This is a genomic window from Mucilaginibacter ginsenosidivorax (assembly GCF_007971525.1).
Classification (GTDB): Bacteria; Bacteroidota; Bacteroidia; order Sphingobacteriales; family Sphingobacteriaceae; genus Mucilaginibacter; species Mucilaginibacter ginsenosidivorax.
Window position 1 is genome coordinate 7276088 of the sequence record NZ_CP042437.1, and the last position, 21410, is coordinate 7297497.

The 21410-nt window shown below is 43.7% G+C and carries 15 protein-coding genes; 9 read left to right on the forward strand and 6 right to left on the reverse strand.

The window, feature by feature from the left end; genetic code table 11:
• Positions 1–9 precede the first annotated feature (9 nt).
• The 7 genes from FSB76_RS29935 to nagA all read left to right on the forward strand — a co-directional run bounded on the left by FSB76_RS29935 (position 10) and on the right by nagA (position 11219).
• On the forward strand, positions 10–1443 hold the full coding sequence (locus FSB76_RS29935) for a TolC family protein (RefSeq protein ID WP_147060078.1): 1434 nt from the start codon (positions 10–12) through the stop codon (positions 1441–1443).
• A gap of 203 nt (positions 1444–1646) precedes the next feature.
• The gene (locus FSB76_RS29940) at positions 1647–2249 is read left to right on the forward strand and encodes a porin family protein (protein WP_147060080.1); all 603 of its coding nucleotides are present in this window, start codon (positions 1647–1649) and stop codon (positions 2247–2249) included.
• Positions 2250–2533: 284 nt separating this feature from the next.
• The gene (locus FSB76_RS29945; RefSeq protein WP_225976350.1) at positions 2534–4270 is read left to right on the forward strand and encodes a glycoside hydrolase family 9 protein; all 1737 of its coding nucleotides are present in this window, start codon (positions 2534–2536) and stop codon (positions 4268–4270) included.
• Between the two features lie 13 nt (positions 4271–4283).
• Positions 4284–6566 carry a glycoside hydrolase family 3 N-terminal domain-containing protein gene (locus FSB76_RS29950; RefSeq protein WP_147060084.1) on the forward strand — a complete coding sequence of 761 codons (2283 nt, stop codon included), beginning with the start codon at positions 4284–4286 and terminating at the stop codon, positions 6564–6566.
• Positions 6567–6723: 157 nt separating this feature from the next.
• Positions 6724–7758 carry a glycoside hydrolase family 53 protein gene (locus FSB76_RS29955; protein ID WP_147060085.1) on the forward strand — a complete coding sequence of 345 codons (1035 nt, stop codon included), beginning with the start codon at positions 6724–6726 and terminating at the stop codon, positions 7756–7758.
• A 103-nt stretch (positions 7759–7861) separates the two neighbouring features.
• Entirely contained in the window at positions 7862–9964 is a 2103-nt protein-coding gene (locus tag FSB76_RS29960; RefSeq protein WP_147060087.1) for a CehA/McbA family metallohydrolase domain-containing protein, read from the forward strand.
• Positions 9965–10037: 73 nt separating this feature from the next.
• Entirely contained in the window at positions 10038–11219 is a 1182-nt protein-coding gene (gene nagA / locus FSB76_RS29965; protein ID WP_147060089.1) for an N-acetylglucosamine-6-phosphate deacetylase, read from the forward strand.
• Between the two features lie 247 nt (positions 11220–11466).
• Here the strand turns inward: nagA and FSB76_RS29970 are convergent, their stop codons facing one another.
• Entirely contained in the window at positions 11467–12507 is a 1041-nt protein-coding gene (locus tag FSB76_RS29970; protein ID WP_147060091.1) for a LacI family DNA-binding transcriptional regulator, read from the reverse strand.
• A gap of 348 nt (positions 12508–12855) precedes the next feature.
• Between FSB76_RS29970 and FSB76_RS29975 the strand changes: the two genes are divergently transcribed.
• Complete coding sequence (locus FSB76_RS29975; protein ID WP_147060093.1) at positions 12856–14547, forward strand: sodium:solute symporter family transporter; 1692 nt, start codon at positions 12856–12858, stop codon at positions 14545–14547.
• 187 nt (positions 14548–14734) lie between these two features.
• Here the strand turns inward: FSB76_RS29975 and FSB76_RS29980 are convergent, their stop codons facing one another.
• From FSB76_RS29980 to FSB76_RS30000, 5 genes are all read right to left on the reverse strand, one after another.
• On the reverse strand, positions 14735–15631 hold the full coding sequence (locus FSB76_RS29980) for an RpnC/YadD family protein (RefSeq protein WP_147060095.1): 897 nt from the start codon (positions 15629–15631) through the stop codon (positions 14735–14737).
• A 185-nt stretch (positions 15632–15816) separates the two neighbouring features.
• Positions 15817–17154 (reverse strand): TldD/PmbA family protein, encoded by a 1338-nt coding sequence (locus FSB76_RS29985; protein WP_147060097.1) that lies wholly within the window; start codon positions 17152–17154, stop codon positions 15817–15819.
• A gap of 3 nt (positions 17155–17157) precedes the next feature.
• Complete coding sequence (locus FSB76_RS29990; protein ID WP_147060099.1) at positions 17158–18792, reverse strand: TldD/PmbA family protein; 1635 nt, start codon at positions 18790–18792, stop codon at positions 17158–17160.
• 90 nt (positions 18793–18882) lie between these two features.
• Positions 18883–19503: an RDD family protein gene (locus tag FSB76_RS29995; protein WP_147060101.1), complete on the reverse strand. Its 621-nt coding sequence runs from the start codon at positions 19501–19503 to the stop codon at positions 18883–18885.
• Between the two features lie 63 nt (positions 19504–19566).
• On the reverse strand, positions 19567–20193 hold the full coding sequence (locus FSB76_RS30000) for a DUF4159 domain-containing protein (protein ID WP_147060103.1): 627 nt from the start codon (positions 20191–20193) through the stop codon (positions 19567–19569).
• Positions 20194–20355: 162 nt separating this feature from the next.
• Between FSB76_RS30000 and FSB76_RS30005 the strand changes: the two genes are divergently transcribed.
• A complete protein-coding gene (locus tag FSB76_RS30005) occupies positions 20356–21351 on the forward strand; it encodes an AAA family ATPase (protein ID WP_147060105.1) in 996 nt (331 codons plus the stop codon).
• Positions 21352–21410 lie beyond the last annotated feature (59 nt).

The window sequence follows — 21410 nt, forward strand, 5'->3', positions numbered from 1 at the left end:
CATATAGTAATGCGATATTTTAAATTTATATTTTTTGGTTTGATAGCGCTGTCGGCAACACAGGCACAGGCGCAAACCGATTCTGTTCTATCTATCAGGCAATGTGTTGACATTGCGATAAAAAACAATCTCGATGTAAAGAAAAGCGAACTGCAGATGGAGCGTTTGCAGGTTGGTTACAACCAGGCTAAGGAATATTTATTGCCTGCCATTAACGGTTCGGTTAATCATGGTATAAATAATGGCCGCAATATTAACCCCTTTACAAACAGCTACGTAACGCAATCACTTACATATGGTAATTATAGCCTGAATGGTAACCTTACGCTTTTTAGCGGAATGCAAAATCTTAATAACATTAAGCAAACCTCACTTTCGTACCAGGCAGGGAAAATGGATTTTCAGCAAGCCAAAGACCAGGTAACTATCAATGTAATTACAGCATACCTCCAGGTATTAGATAACGCAGAACTGCTTGGCCAGGTAACTAACCAGCTTGAGGTGTCAAAAAAACAGGTTGAGCGATTGGATATTTTAGAAAAAGAAGGCGCCAATAAGCTACCGTCAGACCTTTACGATTTGAAAGGTACATTTGGTGATAATCAGCTAAATTTGGTATCAGCCAGAAACGCTTTAGAAGTTTCAAAGCTTAACTTGATGCAAATGCTGAACATCCCCTACAATAAGAACCTTAAACTCGAACCTTTAACAGTACAGGATGTATCTGCAAAAACAGATGCCAGTTCAGACCAGGTATATGATGCGGCGCTGCAACAACTGGCTTATATCAAAGCTGCCGAATTAAGAAGTAAAAGCGCCGAGAAAGGTGTAAAGGTGGCGCAGGGCGCCTTGCTGCCCACACTGTCGTTAGGAGCCGGAATTTTTACGAATTACTCGAGCGCGGCACAAAGTTCAACTTTTATAGATTCGACCACCGTAAATACCGGGGCATTTGTAAATGGTGCCGGGGGCACCAAACAGCCTGTTTATTCTACCCAGGCTAATTACAGCAATCATAGCATCGGCTATTATGATCAGTTTAAAAACAATTATAGTACCCAGGTTAGTTTAAATTTGCAAATCCCGATCCTTAATTATTTTCAAAACCGTAACAAGGTCAAGCTGGCAAAAATAAACCTTGAGGAAGCAAAGTATGTGGAAAGCAACACCAAAATAGTTTTAAAACAAAACGTAGAACAGGCGTACCTTAACATGACATCTGCCTACGAAAGATACACCGTATTATCAGAACAAGTTAAAGCTTATGCCGAATCATTCAGGATTGCCGAAATCCGCTTTAATAATGGGGTTTTAACTTCTTATGATTTTGTATTGGCTAAAAACAACCTGGACAGGTCAAAAATCAATTTGATAAATGCCCGTTACGATTGCTTTATCTACAACAAAATATTAGATTATTACCAGGGCAAGTTAACGTTGTAAAAAAAACAGAAAAGTTTTAGGAATTGTAAAAAAGTTTTACATTTATCTCAGAATTTATTTCTGATATGTCCGGTTTATATTGTTAACGCCATTAGGCCTGATGATATAAGCCGGATTGCTATTTAAGGGCGCCGCTAATCTACTTTTTAATTACTTCTAAATAATTTTCATAAATTTATCGACTAATCATAACCCTTTGAAAAATGAAAAAAACATTCTTACTTACATTTAGTATCTGCCTGTTAGCTATAGGCTTTGCATCTGCCCAGGTGATACCAAGCTTTTCATTCGGCGCTAAAGCAGGATTAAACTTTTCGGCATTTCCCGCAAATGGGAAGTACGATAACAGCTCGCAGGCCGGTTATTTAGGTGGCGTTTGGGCACGGTTCGGTGCCCTCGGCTTTAATTTTCAACCGGAATTATATGCCACAGCCAAAAACCTAACCATTAAAGACGATGCCGGAAATGAGAACAAAGCTAAGTTTACAAGTTTGGACGTACCCTTACTTATAGGTACTAAAATTGGCGCATTTGGTTTAGGTGGTCGGTTTTATGGTGGCCCTGTTTTTTCATTTACAGTGAACAGAGACCAAAGCTACAGCAATGCCGCTGCCGAAGTTGCAAAATTAAATTACAAAGATGCTAACTACGGCGTTCAGCTTGGCGCTGGATTAGATATTAAAGATTTTTCTGTCGATTTAAGATACGAAGGCGGTTTGAATAAAATTAGCTACGGACCCGGCTATTCGCATACCCGGGTTAGCATTTTTAGCCTTTCATTGGCGTACAAGATATTTTCATTATAAAAAGTTTAATTCCAACTGATATTGAAGGGCTCGCCGTACTATGGCGGGCCTTTTTTATTTGAAGTAACCTTGTTGATTACGCATCATTGAAATGTCTTTTTAGTATTATAATTTCAGGCTAATTGGCAATAATAGTATTATACTTATTGTAAGTTGTACACCTATATTTAAATTCCGGTTTTTACCCAACAAAAACAGGTAAAGGTTGCAGTATAATGAGTATAAATTCAAATAGCGTTAAAATTTTAACAGGCAGATTAACAGTGATATTTTTATTGCTGTTAATGGCTAAATTTGGGAATGCCCAAATTAAAGATACCTCATCAAGGCCAATCAGACTAAACCAAATTGGCTTTTATCCAAACGGTCCCAAAAGGGCAATAGTTTTAAATGGCAATGGCCGTTCATTTACCATCCGGTTGTTAAATAACCGTACTGTATTTAGTGGTATTTTAACACCGTCTGCAACTCCATCATTCGCTGGTAAAACCACCTATATCGCAGATTTTAGCAGCTTTAGCAAACCGGGAGAATACATTTTGACTGTAACCGGCTCTGGAAATTCTTACCCATTTAAAATAGCGGGCAACGTTCACCAAAACTTAGCTAAAGGAGTTATCAAAGCCTATTACTTTATGCGGGCATCAACCGCGCTACCGGCAAAGTATGCCGGTAAATGGAGCAGGGCAGCGGGGCACCCCGACGATAAGGTATTGGTGCATCCGTCGGCGGCAAGCGACAAACGGCTGGCAGGTACCATTATCTCCTCGCCCCGTGGCTGGTACGATGCCGGGGACTATAACAAATACGTGGTAAACAGCGGCATCAGCACAAGTACACTGCTCTCATTATACGAGGATTATCCGGCATACATGAAAACCGTTAAGCTTAATATCCCCGAAAGCGGCAATGGCGTACCCGACCTGCTGAACGAGGTGCTCTGGAACCTCCGGTGGATGCTTACCATGCAGGATCCTGACGATGGAGGGGTGTATCATAAATTAACCAACGCCGCATTTGATAAGTTTGAAATGCCGGATAAAGATACCACGCCCCGGTATGTAGTACAAAAAGGTACGGCTGCTGCCCTTGATTTTGCCGCGGTTATGGCACAGGCCTCAAGGATTTTTAAGCAATTCCCGCAACAAACACCCGGCCTGGCCGATTCATGCTTGGTCGCAGCAAAAAAGGCCTGGCAGTGGGCCGCTAATAATCCCAATGTTGCTTACCGGCAGGATCAGAATAATAAAAAGTTTATCCCGGCTGTAACCACCGGCGGTTATGGCGATAACAATTTTACCGATGAATTTATCTGGGCAGCATCTGAGTTAGTTATTAGCACCGGCGATGTCGGTTACCTGAAAAATATTAACCTGTTGCCCGATGATAAAATGCCTGTACCGGCCTGGGGCCAGGTGAGGCTACTGGGCTATTATACCCTGCTTAAAAACGACGCTGCCGTTCCCGAGCTGCCGGAGATCAAAAGACGATTAATAAATGCCGCCGATGAATTGATCAAAGGTGTGGACGACAATGCTTACCAAACCTCGATGACGCTATCTGCGCGGCATTTTGGCTGGGGCAGCAACTCAGATGCGGCTAACCAGGGCGTTTTATTATTACAGGCTTACCGGCTATCGCACGATAAAAAGTACCTGTATAATGCGCTGGCCGATTTGGATTACCTGCTGGGCAGAAATGCTACAGGGTATTCATACGTAACCGGGTATGGCACTAAAACGCCCATGCACCCGCATCACCGACCATCGGCAAGCGATGGGGTAACCGATCCGGTACCAGGGTTATTGGTAGGCGGGCCAAATCCCGGTATGCAGGATGGTATTAAAGTACCATCTAAAGTGCCCGACGAAGCTTACATCGACGATACCCAGGCATATGCAGCCAATGAAGTTACTATAAATTGGAATGCTCCAATGGCTTACCTTGCTAACGCGATAGAAGCTTTGCAAAGCCAGTTAAGCGTAAAAACGAAATCAACTAACTCAAAACATCTCAAATAAAATCAATCAACAAATGCGAAAAATTTACATAACGGCAGCAAGTTTACTTTTGCTCAATGTAATATCCCCGGCAGTACATGCTCAAAAAAAGCAGGTGCTAAGCGCTATCGATGCAAAGGTAAATGCACTGATAGCTAAAATGACATTGGAAGAAAAAGTAGGCCAGATGACCGAAGTTACCTCCGATGTAGTGTCAAAAACAAATGTAGCTGATCATCAGCTGGATGCGGATAAGCTAAAAGAAGCTATCACGAAATATCATGTTGGCTCTATCCTTAACGTAAGCGGGCATGCCTATAGCCGCGAGCACTGGTATGATGTAATATCGACCATCCAAAAGGCTGCCGACCAGGATCGTTTAAAAATTCCGGTTATTTATGGTATCGATGCCATACATGGCGTAACTTATACCTTAGGCAGTACGCTTTTCCCGCAGGAAATTGCCGTGGCGGCTACCTTTAACCGCGATATTGCCCATAAAGCCGGCGAAATTACCGCCTATGAAACCCGCGCCAGCTATATTCCATGGAATTATTCGCCGGTGCTCGATTTGGGAAAATCAGCCCTTTGGCCACGCATTTATGAAACCTTTGGCGAAGATCCATACCTGGTGAAAACCATGGGTGCCGCTATTATAAAAGGCTACCAGGGTAATGATGTAGGCGATAAATACCATGTAGCCGCTTGTATGAAGCATTACCTGGGCTATAGCTTTCCGTTAAGCGGTAAAGACCGTACCCCGGCCTGGATTCCTGACCGTTATATGCGCGAATACTTTTTGCCTTCGTTTGCCGAAGCCGTAAAGGCGGGAGCCAAAACATTAATGATTAACTCTGGCGAGATTAACGGTGTACCCGTACATGCCAGCAAATATTTGCTGACCGACGTATTGCGCGGCGAACTGCATTTTGATGGCGTAGCCGTTACCGACTGGCGCGATATTCAATACCTGCATGATCGCCATCATATAGCTGCCACTCAAAAAGATGCGGTGATGATTGCAGTTAACGCCGGTGTAGATATGAGCATGGTACCTTACGACTATACTTTTTTTACTTACCTGGTTGAGTTGGTTAAGGAAGGTAAAGTACCCATGGCCCGTATTAATGAAGCCGTACACCGTATTTTGAAAGTTAAGTACGAACTGGGCTTATTTGAGCGCCCGGTTGGCAACCCCGATGATTATCCGAAATTTGGATCGGAAGAATACCGCATGGCAAGCGTGCAGGCTGCAAATGAAGCCATCACACTGCTAAAAAACAACAACAATGTGTTGCCGCTTAAAAAAAGCATGAAAGTGCTGGTAACCGGCCCTACGGCCAATACCATGCGCTCGTTGGATGGGGGATGGAGCTATACCTGGCAAGGTGACGAATCGGATAAATTTGCCGCAAATAAAAACACTATACTGGAGGCTATTCAGCAAAAGATCGGCAAAAATAATGTAAGCTACGAAGTCGGCGCTGCTTTTGACAGCCTGCAGAATATCGACGAAGCTGTTAGTGCAGCAAAAAAAGCCGATGTAATAGTACTTTGCCTTGGCGAATTATCCTATACCGAAAACGTAGGTAATATTGAAGACCTTAATCTTCCACCTGCCCAAATTCAACTGGCGCAGGCCCTGGCCAAAACAGGTAAACCGGTCATATTGGTGTTGACAGAAGGCCGCCCGAGGATTGTTACTGATGCAGAGAAACTTTCGGCAGCCACGCTGATGGCTTATTTACCGGGTAACGAAGGCGGCGATGCTATAGCAAGCATATTATTTGGCGATGTGAACCCATCGGGCAAATTGCCGGTTACATATCCGCGTTTTCCTAATGCGCTGAATAACTATTACCGCAAAAACCTGGAAAACGGCAACCCGGATGATAAACACGGATACAATCCACTATACGAGTTTGGCACAGGCCTAAGCTATACCACATTCAGTTACAATAACCTGCACATCAGCAAGCCGGAGTTAAAGGACAATGAGACATTAACTGTTACGGTTGATGTTAAAAATACAGGCCAGGTAGAAGGTAAGGAATCGGTGTTGTTGTATACCAGTCAGCAATATGCCAGCATTGCGCCGGATACCAGGCGTTTAAGGGCTTATGACAAAATCTCGTTAAAACCAGGCGAAACAAAAACGGTATCATTTAAAATTACCCCGAAAGACCTGGCATTTGTAAACGATATAAGTAAAACTGTAACCGAAGCAGGGGAGTTCAAGATCATGGTAGGCGATCAAACACAAAGTTTTAATTACGTCTCTGCTGCCACCGTTCCATCGAGAACGGGTAGACTATAAATAGCAGAAATTTCACGAATTGGGGCGAATTGACACAAAATATAGTAAACAGCTAACATTAATGAATAGCTAAACTTTTAAGATTTGTGTTAATTCAACCCAATTCGTGTTTAATCAATTCGTGAAATTCGATTTAATTTGTGAGATTAGTGTTATTATGAAGAAGATTTTGTGCTCTGGTATTTTGCTGTTAAGCTTCCTTAATTTTTCATGTTCAAAAGGAAAAACCGATAAAACGCCCGATCCGGTTGTTGATCCGTCTGTTACCATTACGAAGGGCGCTGATGTTAGCTGGGTTACCGAAATGGAAGCCAAAGGCGTTAAGTTTTACGATAAATCAGGCGCTCAGCAAGATTTATTCGCCCTGTTAAAAAGCCTTGGATTTAATGCGATAAGGTTACGTGCCTGGGTTAACCCAACAAATGGCTACTGCAACACCGCCGACGTGGTGGCTAAGGCGCTACGGGCCAAAGCTCAGGGTTTTGATATTATGATTGATTTTCATTACAGCGATACCTGGGCCGATCCCGGTAAGCAGGCCAAACCAGCCGGCTGGACCGCGCTTGATTTCGCTATCCTGACAACCACATTGCACGATTACACCAAAAGCGTTATGAATACGCTAAAAGATAACGGCATAACCCCGCTATGGGTGCAGGTTGGTAACGAAACCAACGATGGCATGCTTTGGGAAGACGGTCGCGCCTCAAAAAACATGGCCAATTTTGCTGCACTGATCAAAAGCGGTTATGCTGCTGTTAAAGAAGTGAGCCCTACAAGTCAGGTAATTGTACACATCTCCAATGGTTATGATAATGGCCTTTTCCGCTGGATGTTTGATGGGTTGAAAGCCAATGGGGCCAAGTGGGATATCATAGGCATGTCTTTATACCCATCCAAAACAAACTGGGCCGATTTGGATTCGCAATGTTTAACCAACATGAACGATATGGTTTCCCGGTATTCCACCCCGGTTATGGTGGTTGAGGTAGGGATGGAAGCCGCCGCACCAACCGAGTCGAAAGCTTTCCTTTCAGATATTATCAGCAAAGTGAAAGCTGTAAATGGCAGCAACGGCAAAGGCGTTTTTTATTGGGAACCCGAAGCCTATAACAGCTGGCAGGGCTATGGTTTAGGAGCTTTTGATACCTCCGGAAAGCCTACTATAGCGCTGGATGCGTTTGCAAATTAAAGCCTGATCAGCCGAACCAAACTTAAAGTTTTTCAAACTTCGTAAGTTTGGCCAATTTGCCATTTTTCCACTAATAGCCACCTGGCTTGTTAAACAAATAGCGATGAGGGTTAAAAAGAAAAGTTATTTAGTTGCTGCTTGCCTTTTTTTAATAGGATTGTTGCTTGTTGATATGGCATCAGCGCAGGTCATTAAACAAAAAAAGTTTAAAACCAGCCCGGGGGTATTTGTAAGCACAACAGGTACGCGGTTTACCATAACCTGGCCCACCGGCCAGGGTAACAACGGCCGCCTGGTATTGAATCTGAAAAATGATGAACCATTATTCAGCAGCATCGAATTAAGTAAGAGCGGCGTATATCAAACTATTATCCAAAACGTCGACCCGCAATTCATCATCTCTGAAGGTAAGCGCGACCTGGTGTCCCAAAACGGCTGGAACATATTTTTTGATAAGGTGCCCTTAAAGCCGCATCAATCCTATAAAGTTGAATTTCATAAAAAGGATATCAACCTAAATAGCTCGGGTTCACGAACTGTAATTACAATGGGTGGGGTAGCAGCCCCCAACTTTAACGGCGACCTGCAGATAACACTATATAACGGCCAGCCCCTGTTTAATATAGCCGCGGTTGTATCAACCCAAAAAGATTCGACAGCCATACTGTACGATGCTGGCTTGGTGGGGAAGCACCTGCCTGTAAAGAGCATCAGCTACAGTGATGTTTACGAAAAACTGCAAACAAATGATATCAATCAGCCTGATACTGCTAAAAATATAGCCGTAAAGTATCGTACAATCATCGGCACAAATGATAAAGGAAGCATTGCGGTTTTCCCGGCGCCGCACCAATACTTTTATCCATTAGATGAAGCTTTCAACCTCAAATTTGTGTGGTATGGCAACAATTACCGCCAAATGCTCGATGGCTTTGGCATTGGTGTAAGGCAGGAGTTAAATGGCGATAAACGCTATGTGCCCTGGTTTAATGCCCCGCCAGGAACAAAACAGCGGCTTAACTTTTTTTGCCTGTTAGGTATCAGCGGCGCGCCGGCGTTATTAACTCACGTGAAGCAATTTACGCATAATGACAGCTATAAACCCTTGCCGGGTTACAAAACCATGGCCAGCCATTTCCATAATGAGTTTATTATGAGTGTTGTGCTCAAAGGTAAGCCCGTACCAGATAGCCCCAGCTTTGTAAAAGTATTTAAACGACTGGGCGTAAACATTGTGCACCTGGCCGAGTTTCACTATACTGCTCACCCTAAAGGTCCCGACGAACAACGTTTACGGGAGTTGAAAACGCTGTTTGAGCAATGCGCCCGCTTATCCTCATCAAATTTTTTGTTGTTGCCCGGCGAAGAGCCGAATGAGTTTTTTGGAGGCCACTGGCTTGAGTTTTTCCCAAAACCGGTTTACTGGATTATGGACAGGAAGCAGGGTACGCCATTTGAAACTACTGATGCCGAACATGGCAAGGTTTACCACATTGGTGATAAAAACGATATGATGAAGCTGCTGCAAGTAGAAAATGGACTGGCCTGGACCGCCCATGCCCGTACCAAAGGATCAACAGGGTTTCCGGATGCCTATAAAAAGGAAGATTTTTTCCTGTCGGACAGGTTTTTAGGTGCCGCCTGGAAGGCCATGCCGGCCGATCTGTCGCAACCCAGGTTAGGGAAGCGGGTGCTGGATTTGATGGACGATATGAATAACTGGGGCCTGCATAAAAAAGTACTCTCGGAAGCCGACTTGTTTAGCATTGAACCGGAAAACGAGATGTATGCCCACATGAACATTAATTACCTGAAACTGGATAAACAACCGGAATATAAACAGGGCTGGCAGCCGGTTTTGGATGTGTTGCAGCAGGGTAAGTTTTTCTCCGCCACCGGCGAAGTTTTGATTGAAGATTTTAAAATAAATGGCCGGTCGTCTGGCCAAACCGCTGCCTTACCCGCCAACGGTCAATGCCACATCTCGTTTAAAACCAGCTGGACATTCCCGCTTAATTTTGCCGAAATTATATCTGGTGATGGTAAGCAGGTTTATCGCAAACACGTTAACCTTGATGCAACCAAAGCATTTGGCAACCAGATATTCAGCGTAACAGAAAATCTTAAAGGCCGTAAATGGGCACGTTTAGAAATATGGGACGCTGCCGCCGATGGTGCTTTTACGCAAACCATTTGGCTTAAATAAAGCACCTGGTACTTTTTTAATGCTGATACTTTAAGTTTCGCCAAATCAGCTTAACTTGTACGCCAATCAGCAAATGAACAAGCAATTAAAAATCACAAATGGCCGCATCATCACGCCCCAGTGCATCATTAACGGCACTATACTCATCAGCCAAACAAAAATAACGGCTATATCCCAACGCGATATCGACGCACCTGACGCCCTAGTAATTGATGCTCATGGCAATTATGTTTCGCCGGGATTTATTGATATTCATGTGCATGGCGGCGGTGGCCACGATTTTATGGACGGCAACGAGGAAGCTTTCCTGGAAATAGCCCGTACGCATGCCCGTTATGGCACCACAGCCATGGTGCCAACAACATTGACTGCCGAGAAGGCCGATCTGCTCAAAACGCTGGATCTGTATGCCAGTGCCGATGTTAAAAATACCATGGGGGCACAATTTTTAGGTATGCACCTGGAAGGGCCATACTTTGCCATGAACCAACGTGGCGCGCAAGACCCGCGCTATATTCGCAATCCCGATGAGGAGGAGTATAAAGAGATTATTGCTTACTCCAAAGCAATCAAACGCTGGAGCGCCGCGCCGGAATTGCCGGGTGCAATTAAGTTTGCCAAATACCTGCAGGCCAATGGTATTATGCCGGCTTTGGCCCATACCGATGCTATTTACGAGGAAGTTGCCGTAGCTTTTGAAAACGGTTACACGCTTGCAACACATTTATATTCTGGTATGTCGGGGGTATCCAGGCGCAATGCCTACCGTTACGCCGGGGTTATTGAAGCAGCTTTTTTGATTGATGCGATGGATGTAGAGGTTATTGCCGATGGTATTCATTTGCCAGCGCCCTTATTAAAACTGGTTTACAAAATTAAAGGCCCGGACAGGGTAGCGCTCATTACCGATGCCATGCGTGCGGCAGGTATGCCCGAGGGGGATAGCGTACTGGGCAATAAGGATACCGGTTTAAAAGTGATTGTAGAAGACGGCGTTGCCAAACTGCCCGACCGCAGTTCATTTGCCGGCAGTGTGGCCACCTGCGACAGGCTGGTACGTACGATGATGGAAATGGCCGATGTGCCGCTGCATGAAGCCATAAAAATGATGACTAAGAACCCTGCGACAATTATGGGAGTAGATGACCGTAAAGGCACTTTGGTTGAGGGCCTTGATGCAGACATCGCCATTTTTGACGAGCAGATAAATATCCAGGCAACCATCGTGAATGGGAAGCTGGTGTTTGGTGGGTAGTTTTTTGAGTTGTGAGTTGTGAGTGAGATTATGTTAAATGTAACGATCCGGCAATCTGATGCAATACAGGTTGAGATAAATTTGCGATAGGGATGGGCGTGGATACCGGTCTGGGTGTAAGGCCATTACGGCTTATGAACAGACAGCCCAGGCCGCAGGCATTGCCCAACTTAGGGAGTGAATTTCAATCTAAGTCGTAATCTTGATTTTGATTCGATCCGCCCGATCACAAAAAATCAATAATTCACTAATTCAACAATTCCATAATTGAAGATTCCCTTATTACCAGCGTTGAGGGTAAAACTATTTCCTTATTGTTTTCAACCGCTTTGCCGGCCAAATGGTCAAATAATAATTGCGCGGCTTTTTTGCCCATATCAAAGGCCGGCTGCAAAATGGTTGTGAGCGGCGGGTTTAGGATGGGGGCGGTTATCTGGTTGGTAAAGCAAACTACTTTAACATCCCGGGGGATATTTAGCTTCAGTTCATTGCAGGCCAGGTAAGTTGATGTTGCCAGGTGCTCAACCGTTGCAATAATACCGTCGGGCTTTTGAAGCCTGAGGTGTTCTTTTATTACTTCAACATTTTCGTTATTATACTTATTTGAACAGGTAACAACGCCCGATTCCTTCGGCTGGACGCCTCGTTCGGCCAGCGCTTGTTTATAGCCTTGTTCTCTGGCCGATAGGATGGAGGGGTAACCTTTGATTGTAACGAGCGAGATGTTTTTACAACTGGCATCCAGCAAATGATTGGTGGCAACGTACGCGCTGTTGAGGTCGTCGGTTGTTATTTTCACCGAATTGAGATCATTAAAAACCCGGTCGAAAAATACGACAGGAACACCAGCCTGTTGCAGGGTTTTAATATGGCTGGTATCTTCGGTATTACTGGCTACCGACATAATTACCCCATCAACCCGGCCGCTGGCAAGTTCGCCAAACATATAGGCTTCACGCTCATAACTGTCATGGGTTAGGTAAATCAGCGTATGGTATTTTTTTATGGCTACTATGCTTTCAATACCGTTGATGGCCTGGCTAAAAAAGCTATCGGCAATTTCAGGAATAATAATTGCGATGGTGTTGCTGGCTTTTTTACGGAGACTGCTCGCATAGGGGTTGGGTACGTAATTGAGTTTGCGGGCGGCTTCAATTACTTTCAGCTTTGTTTCGGGACCGATGTCATGGCTATCTCTAAGGGCTTTTGATACCGTGGCAATAGATACATTGAGCACTTTGGCCAGTGTTTTCATATCTATTTTATCGCTTTTGGGTGTATCGGCCATAACGGTTAAATGTAATTTATCTGATATAATAAGGGCGCTAATTTAGTTAAACGTTTAAGCAAATAAATAATATGATTTTGCTAAATGTATAGTAGTAATTAAGCATGTTTGGATTTTATAGCCGTAAGGAACTGTTTGCCAATTGCATTTCCTTTAATAAAATTATAAACTTATGAGCAAGTTAAAAGAAACACCCTTTCGGGATGTATTAGTGGCTGTTATGGTATTAATAGTTTACAACAGCTGTATCATTGACATTTGATAATGTTAAACCATTGCCAGTCCATTTTATTTTATAGATTTGAGAATTGAACCGGGTATAACCTAATTCCCATTGCAAAAACAAACATGCTGAAGCACATTTCCATAGGCGATCTTATCGTATTTTTTACTTATTTCGTTTTGGTATCCGTATATGGTTACCTGGTTTATCGCCGTAAAAAAGCAGAAACCAATTCCAGTTCACACAGCTTTTTCCTGGCCGAAGGGTCACTTACCTGGTGGGCTATAGGCGCATCCATCATCGCATCCAATATCTCGGCCGAGCAATTTATAGGCATGAGCGGCGATGGTTTTTTTGCAGGCATTGCCGTGGCCGTTTACGAATGGCTTGGCGCGGCCACGCTGATTATTGTAGCGGTGTTTTTTATGCCAGTGTATATCAAAAATAAAATTTACACCATGCCGCAGTTTCTGAAAGACAGGTATAACAGCGGTGTGGCCTTGGTGATGTCGATATTCTGGCTGGCATTGTACATATTTATTAACCTTACCGCTATTTTATATCTTGGCGCACTGGCCATTAACGGCTTGCTTGGCGGCGGGTATTTACATGAAATTATGATTGGCCTGGCCATATTTGGAGTAATTATTGCGCTTGGCGGTATGCAGGTGGTTGGTTATACGGATGTGGTACAGGTTGCTGTACTGATTATTGGCGGACTTGCCATTACCTATTTATCGCTGACTATTGTGAGTGATAAATTTGGTTTCGGCCAAAACGCGCTTACCGGTTTAAAGCTGATCCTGAAAGACTCGCCCGATCATTTTCACCTCATCTTTAAAAAGCCTGCGCATGGCGCATCTGTAGAAACAATAAGTAAATATTTAATACTGCCCGGGTTTGCCATGTACGCGGGTGGTCAGTGGATAAGCAATCTTAACTATTGGGGCTGTAACCAGTATATCACGCAGCGTGCACTGGGCGCCAATTTGCATACTGCCCGTACCGGGATCCTGTTTGCCAGTTTGCTTAAAATCCTGATGCCGGTTATTGTAATGCTACCGGGCATTGTAGCCTTTGTATTGTACAAACACGGCGATTTGCCAATGCTTGTTGGCGGTAAAAAGGACGGCGCCTACTCGGCCATATTATCCTTTTTGCCTTCCGGTTTAAAAGGTTTGTCGCTTGCCGTTTTAACCGCTGCAATTGTCGCTTCGATTGCTGGTAAGGTTAACAGCATTTCAACCATTTTTACGCTGGATGTGTATAAAAACTATATGAGTACCAAAGCTACCGAACGCAATATGGTTTGGGTAGGGCGCATAGTTATTGTGTGCAGCCTTGTAATCGCTGTAGCCTTTACCTGGAACGATATGCTGGGTATCAGTGGCGAGGGCGGTTATACTTTTGTTCAAAAATACAGCAGCTTTGTAAGTCCGGGCGTATTGGCTACCTTCCTGTTAGGTATGTTTTGGAAACGCACCACCGGTGAGGCTGCCATCATAGGCATCCTGACTGGCTTTGCAGCTTCGGTGTTCTTTAACCAGTTTGCGGTTAAGGTATTCGGACCCGAAACATGGTTGTACTCCGCGTTTATCAACCCATCCGGTGTTTACGAAATTCCTTTTTTTATCTGCCTTGGCTGGTCGTTCCTGACAACTTTTGGGGTGATGGTTTTAGTAAGCTTATTTGGCCCTGTCGTTAATGCAAAATCTATCGAGGTTGATAAAGGAATGTTTAAGTTGAAATCGTCATCGATAGTGCTTATCGCGGTAATATTGCTGTTTCTATCTGCCATTTACGTGCGTTTTTGGTAGTTTTAAATATACCAGGAGTACATGGACAGGTAAAGGGCAAGTAAGTTATCCAGGTGGTGGATGAAGATTCAACATAAGGATGTTAATATATACAAACAACAAAGCCCGAACTTGTAATAAGCCCGGGCTCTGTTGTTTGTATCAGCACGCCATAACAGCAGCTTTTGCCTGTTTACAGCGGATTTGCTTATAATCTTTCTATCTCATCAACCGAAAGCCCGGTGAATTTTTCGATCTGGGCAACAGGCATGCCATCTTTTTTCATTTCACGGGCAATAGCAATAGCTTTTGCTTTTTCACCTTTTCTCTCACCTTTTTTTTCAGCCCTGTCTAATAAAAGTTCTTCTATGCCCATGGTGTTGCTCCTTTCTGTTAAAATTTCTACCTGTTGTTCAAATTTAGTGTTTATATCCTGATTTTCAAAGCGTATGTAATACCTTAAAAAATTCATCAGTACCCTTATCTTTTCTTTTGCTATCTGTTTGGTCAGCAATAACTTTGTCAGGTTAAGCTTTAAGTTCAGCAGCAGTTCATCACGCTCCCGGCTGCTTTTCAAATCTTTGCCTGCAAGTGCCGCCTTTGCGGTAAGTACAACAAGGGCAAAAGGGTTTTCGCTGCCTTGTAGTGCCTCATCGCTTTGACTGGCTATTTTATAAGTGTTGAATGTATAACGTAGGCTGGTGCCCATAAAGTCTATCGCAAAATAATTGGGCCTTTCTTTTGTATTGGCTTCGGTAAATATGGCGTAGGCAACTATTGGTTTTTGATATTTATCCAGTATCCGGTAAAAATAAGTGTACATGCGGCTGGCAAAATCTTTTTGATACTGGCCCTGTACTTCCACGTGCACCAAAATCCATTCTTCTTTACCGGTTTTAGTAAAAACCTTAACCAACTTATCGATCACCTTTGGCGAATACTCATTGTTTTCAGGCGGGAAAACCTGCTCCAGCTCTTTATCCAGGAATTCGAACCCTTTGTCAAAGTCGAAAATCTCCGGGGCATCAGGATTAAGAAAACATAGGAAATCGTCAAAAACATCTTCGAGTATCCCTTTCCAAAGGATGTCGTCTTTTCTTCTCATTCAGATAAAACAGAAATTAAGTATAGTTAAAATATTCAACATAAATCACATAACCAACCAAGCCCGACTTTTAATAGTGCCGGGCTTGGTTGATGGATGGTTGATTAAGCGAGTAGCTGATAAGGTTAAAGATGTTGGGTTTTCAAAAACCACTCACTTAATAAACCCAATCAACCACTCACTATCTACACCGCGTCTGAAAGTGACGTAAAGGTAAAATCACGGATTCGCATAGGAGGAATCAACGCGTTTTGGCCTGATTCTCCGCTTACAGTGCGCTCAGGTTTACCTAAAGCATCCAGGTTATTAAGCATAATAACCGGGCTTTCGTTAAACCTCAAATTCTTGATCGGGAATTTGATCTGTCCGTTTTCAATATAAAATGTACCGTCACGGGTAAGGCCGGTAAACAATAATGTTTGCGGATCAACCGGGCGGATATACCACAGGCGGGTAACTAAAATCCCTTTTTCGGTGCCTTTTATCAATTCTTCTAAAGTTGCATTCCCGCCCTCCATAATGATACCATCGGGATTTGGAATTGATTTAATGCCTTGTTTTTGAGCCCAATAACGCGAGTATGTGAAGTTTTTAACTACTCCTTTTTCAATCCAGCTTCTTTTTATCTGGGGTTGGCCATCACCGGCCCAACTGCCTGTTGGCAAATCGGGATGCGATGGATCGGAGTAAATGTTTACCCTTTCATCAACCATTTTTTCGCCAAGTTTGGTTTTACCGCCGGGTTTGCTTAAAAAGCTGCGGCCTTCATCGGCGCTGCGTGCATCAAGGCCGCCATACAATTGTTCAAGTAATACAATACCGGCGGCGGGCTCTAAAATTACCGTGTATTTTCCCGGTTCAATAGCTTTGGCGCCTTTCGATCCGGTTGCCTTTTGGGCAGCTATTTTGGTAAATGCCAATGTATCCAGTTTACTCACATCGTTATAACCCTTGGTAGAGTATCCCGAGCCTGTACCGTCTTCAGAACGTAAGGTTACCGAGAAATTTACATCTGTAGAGGTATTGTAGGCAAACAGGCCATGCGAATTCATCATCGAGCTAAAGCCCGCGCTGTTTTGCAAAAAGCCTGCTGCTATTAACTTATTTTCTTTTGCTGTGTCCAGGCTTTTGCCCACCATATCTGTACGCAAGGCAGGTGTAATTGCCGCCGTTTCGGATACAAAAGTTTTTGAGCGTGGTGCGTAGGTTTGCGGGCCTAAAAAGGATACAAACTCCGGGTTTTCGGGTGCCAGTTGTGCCAGTTCTTCGGATAAGCGAACGGCTTTTTCAACCGAGGCATCATCATATTCGTTGGTGGTTACCACGCCCAGTTTTTTGCCAAAGGCTGATGAAATAACCATACTGGTTTGGCTTAACGAACCACTGGTAGATACTGTATTGCGGGCATACCTGATGTTGCCCGAGTCTGATCCGCCAAAGTTGATCTCGCATTCATCGGCTTTTGAATAGCCCAGCGCCTTTTTTAATATCGCGCGGCATTCATCTTCTGTTAAAATTGCCATATATTAAATTTTTCTTGCTGTATTAATTACGTTAACTCCTTTAAATAATGCTGTAGACGATCCGTGCGACACGGCGCTGGCCTGCATAGGCTGGCCTTTACCATCAAAAAATGATCCGCCTAAGCGATAATCATTGGCATCGCAAACTGCGGCGCAGGAGTTCCAAAACTCCTGAGTGTTTGACTGGTAGGCCACATCATTCAGCATACCTACAATTTTGCCATTTTTGATCTCGTAATAAAGCTGGCCGCTAAACTGGAAGTTATACCGCTGCTGATCTATCGAGAACGAACTATCGCCAATGATATAAATGCCTTTTTCTACGTTTTTGATCATATCATTTACGCCCATAGGCACTTTGCCGGGTTGCAAGGATATGTTGGCCATACGCTGGAACTGCACATCCTGCCAGCTTTGCGAATAACAACAGCCCTGCGATTCTTTCAACCCAATGATATGGGCCTGGTCGCGGATGGCCTGGTAGTTAACCAGAATACCATCTTTAATAATATCCCACTTTTTGGCCTCAACACCTTCGTCATCATAACCAACGGCGCCAAGCGAACCAACCTGGGTTTTATCGGCCACAATGTTTACATTTTTGCTGCCGAAATTGAATTTTTTTGATTCCCATTTATCTAGGGTAAGGAAACTGGTACCGGCAAAGTTTGCTTCGTAACCTAATACGCGGTCAAGCTCGGTAGGGTGGCCAACAGATTCGTGGATGGTTAACCAAAGGTGACTTGGATCTAAAACCAGATCATATTTGCCTGCTTCAACAGATTTTGCTTTCAGCTTTTGATCAGCCTGGGTAGCTGCCGCACGGGCATCTTCCAGCATATCGTACCTGTCTTTATAAAGGGTTGTTACACCTTTTATCTTATCGCTTTCGCGCGGGGTCATATATTCATAACCCATACCGCGTGGTGCGCTTAAGGATTGACGCGTTTCAAATTTACCGGTTTTGGAGTCTATTTTAGTAACCGCGAATAAAGGCCAGATGCGGTGGATATCCTGGTCGATATATGAACCATCGGTTGATGCAAAGTATTTTTGCTCGTTTACCAAAAACAAAATAGAGTTTACATAATTGGCACCGCCTTTCATGGCTGCATCATTTACAGAGAGCAGTAAATCTGTTTTTTCTTTCATCGGAACTTCAAACGCGTTGCGCTCAATCGGCGTTTTCCAGCTTACTTCGCCATGGCCCTTTTGAGGCACCAGCTGAACCGGATCTGTTTGGATGCGTGCGTTTTCTTTGGCGATGGCTACGGCAAGCTCGGCTGCTTTGGCAATGCTATCATTATCCAGCTTATCTGTAGCGGCAAAACCCCAGCAACCGTTGGCAATAACGCGGATACCCATACCGTACGATTGGGTATCAACTATATTTTCAACCTTGTTTTCGCGGGTTACCACAAACTGGTTAAGGTAGCGGCCTATACGCACATCGGTATAAGTTGCGCCTTTTGACCGGGCGGCGTTTAAAACCACGTCGGCCATTCGTTTTTTAAGGGCCACGTCTACCGGGCTCATATCATGGCCGGGCAAAACGGGCGAACCGAAAACGGGGATCCTGCTAAGCATGGATGCACTAATGCCCATTCCGGTTAGGTAAAGGAAATCTTTTCTTTTCAAGGTCAGTCAGTTTTAAGTCCTAAATATAACGAGCGAAGTTTGAATATTTGAATGTTTGAAGCAAAACAGGTTGATTTGTTACGGATTATCTTAAGATTTTCTGACTACATACGTTTTTGCAAGCTGATCATGCCAGGCTTGGTGCATAGGGCTCCACAAAACTGTTAAAAAGCCAACACCACATAACAGGCTTGATAATATTTTGCCAAAATTCCGTGCCAGGGATTTACTAAAATCTAACCGTTGGCCACGGGCATCCACTACAATCATCTTGCAGGCAATTTTTCCTATGCTTGCCTGCAATTTCGTGGCTTCAAAAACGGCGTTATAAAAAATCCAGGCAAGTACGCTTATAAGCGTTGGCAAATACCTGCTATCTTCGGTTTCATCATCAATATTATGAAATAGCATCTTTTTAACAAGTAATATCACAACAGTGCCAATAGTAGTGGCTACAAATAAAAGTGCGTAATCAATAATATAGGCCAGCAGCCGCCACCAAAAATTGGCAACATTACGTTCATCAGGCAGGTATATGCCTTTGGAAATGAAATAATCCTGAAATTCTGGTAAATCGGCGGCGTATTGCAATCCATCGGCTAAAGGCGATAATAAGAAATCATCCGCCTCGATGTTCATATCCATCAGTTGGGTATGCGTGTAAGGGCCATCCTGTTGGCTACCTCTTAAAATATAATATTCGTTTATCATTAATTTACAGTTTAGGTTTGTGTAAATTAACTAAAATTGTAATTATGGGCAAATTAATCCCAATCAATAATTTAGCGCGTACATTATAATATTAACCCCAAATTTGGTATTATCTTCGGCCAGGAAACGCTTATTCCGGTAATCATAGTCCCATTCGCAACCATAATCCTTACTGCTATACAATACAGCTATGCGCCCGTTAATTTCTATGGCTTTTAAATAATCGTGCACCAAATCATCTCCCCAGCCATTTAACTCAAAGCTGGTGGTAGGGGGGCCTTTATCGAAAGAGAAAAAAGAATGGTATATTTTATGGTTGTTGGGGATTTTTTTCAATGCAGTTGGGCCAAACAAAGCTGCCATTTGCGCTTCGAATGATTTGGCGAAAAGGCCGTCTATATCATGGTTGCAGTCGTCCACAAAAATAAAACCGCCATTTTCTGCATACTTTTTAAAGTTGGCCCGCTCTTTAGTGTCAAACTGAACAAGCTTATGGCCGCTCAGGTAGCAAAATGGGTACAAAAATATATCATCGCTGCTTAAGGGGATCACTTTTTCCTGCTGATCAATGGGAATAGTGGTATACTCCAGCAGCGAATTGAGGAGGTTTGATGGCATGCGCTGATCGGTGTCCCAATCGCCGGAGTGGTAACTTAACCTGGTAAACGTAAACTTTCCGCTGAATGCCATCGTGTTTTAAAAACTTAAAAGTAGTACAATATTTTATGCTGATGCTACATTTGTTTGCATTGCTTGTAAAGTTTTGGATACTTTATTTAATTTTTAATAAAAAATACTGGTTTTTAATCAAAAGGGTGATATATTGGGGGAGTACATTAAAAACGTATTAAGTTGGAACTGACCGAAAATAATATAAAAGCGCTGCTTGCCAAGTTGCCTGCTTTAAAAGGCGAAATTCAGAAGGTAATAGTAGGGCAGGATGCCATATTGGACGAGTTGCTGGTAGCATTTTTAGCCGGAGGCCATTGCCTGTTGGAAGGCGTACCCGGCCTGGCCAAAACACTCATCGTAAAAACCATGTCGCAAGCCCTGCACCTGGCCTTCAGGCGCATCCAGTTTACCCCCGATTTGATGCCTACAGATATCATCGGTACCGAAATACTGGAGGAAGACCATGCTACAGGCAAGCGTTTCTTCAAATTTAATAAAGGCCCGTTGTTCGCCAACATTATCCTGGCCGACGAAATTAACCGTACACCACCCAAAACGCAATCGGCATTACTGGAAGCGATGCAGGAGTTTGAGGTAACCTACGGTGGGCAAACATACCCGTTAGATAAGCCGTTTTTTATCCTGGCAACTCAAAACCCTATAGAGCAAGCCGGAACATACCCATTACCCGAAGCACAATTAGACCGTTTTCTTTTGCTGATAAAAATTGGATATCCAACTGAGCAGGAAGAGTTTGAAGTACTGAACCGTACTACCGGTACCCAAAAAGCCGACATTAAGGCAGTAATAACTGCCGAAGAGATCATTCAGGCCCAGGCACTGGTAAGGCAGGTTACTATAAGCGAAGACCTGGTAAAATACGTGAGCCAGGTAATCCGCTCAACCCGCCCGGATACCACCACGGTTGGCTACGTAAAAGAATGGGTACGCTGGGGTGCGGGCCCGCGGGCAGGGCAGGCGTTAATATTAACAGCCAAAGCACGTGCTTTATTAAAAGGACGTTACTCCGTTTTGATGGAGGATATCCACGCTATGGCCCCGGCCGTTTTAAGGCACAGGATATTGATGAACTTTAAAGCCGAGGCAGAGGGTATTACATCAGATAAAGTAACGGCGGAGTTGATAAGAATAGTGGAAAGAAGTAAAGCTATATAAGACTATGTCATTGCGAGGTACGAAGCAATCGTGAACTATGCAAATCCGTTTAGCAAATC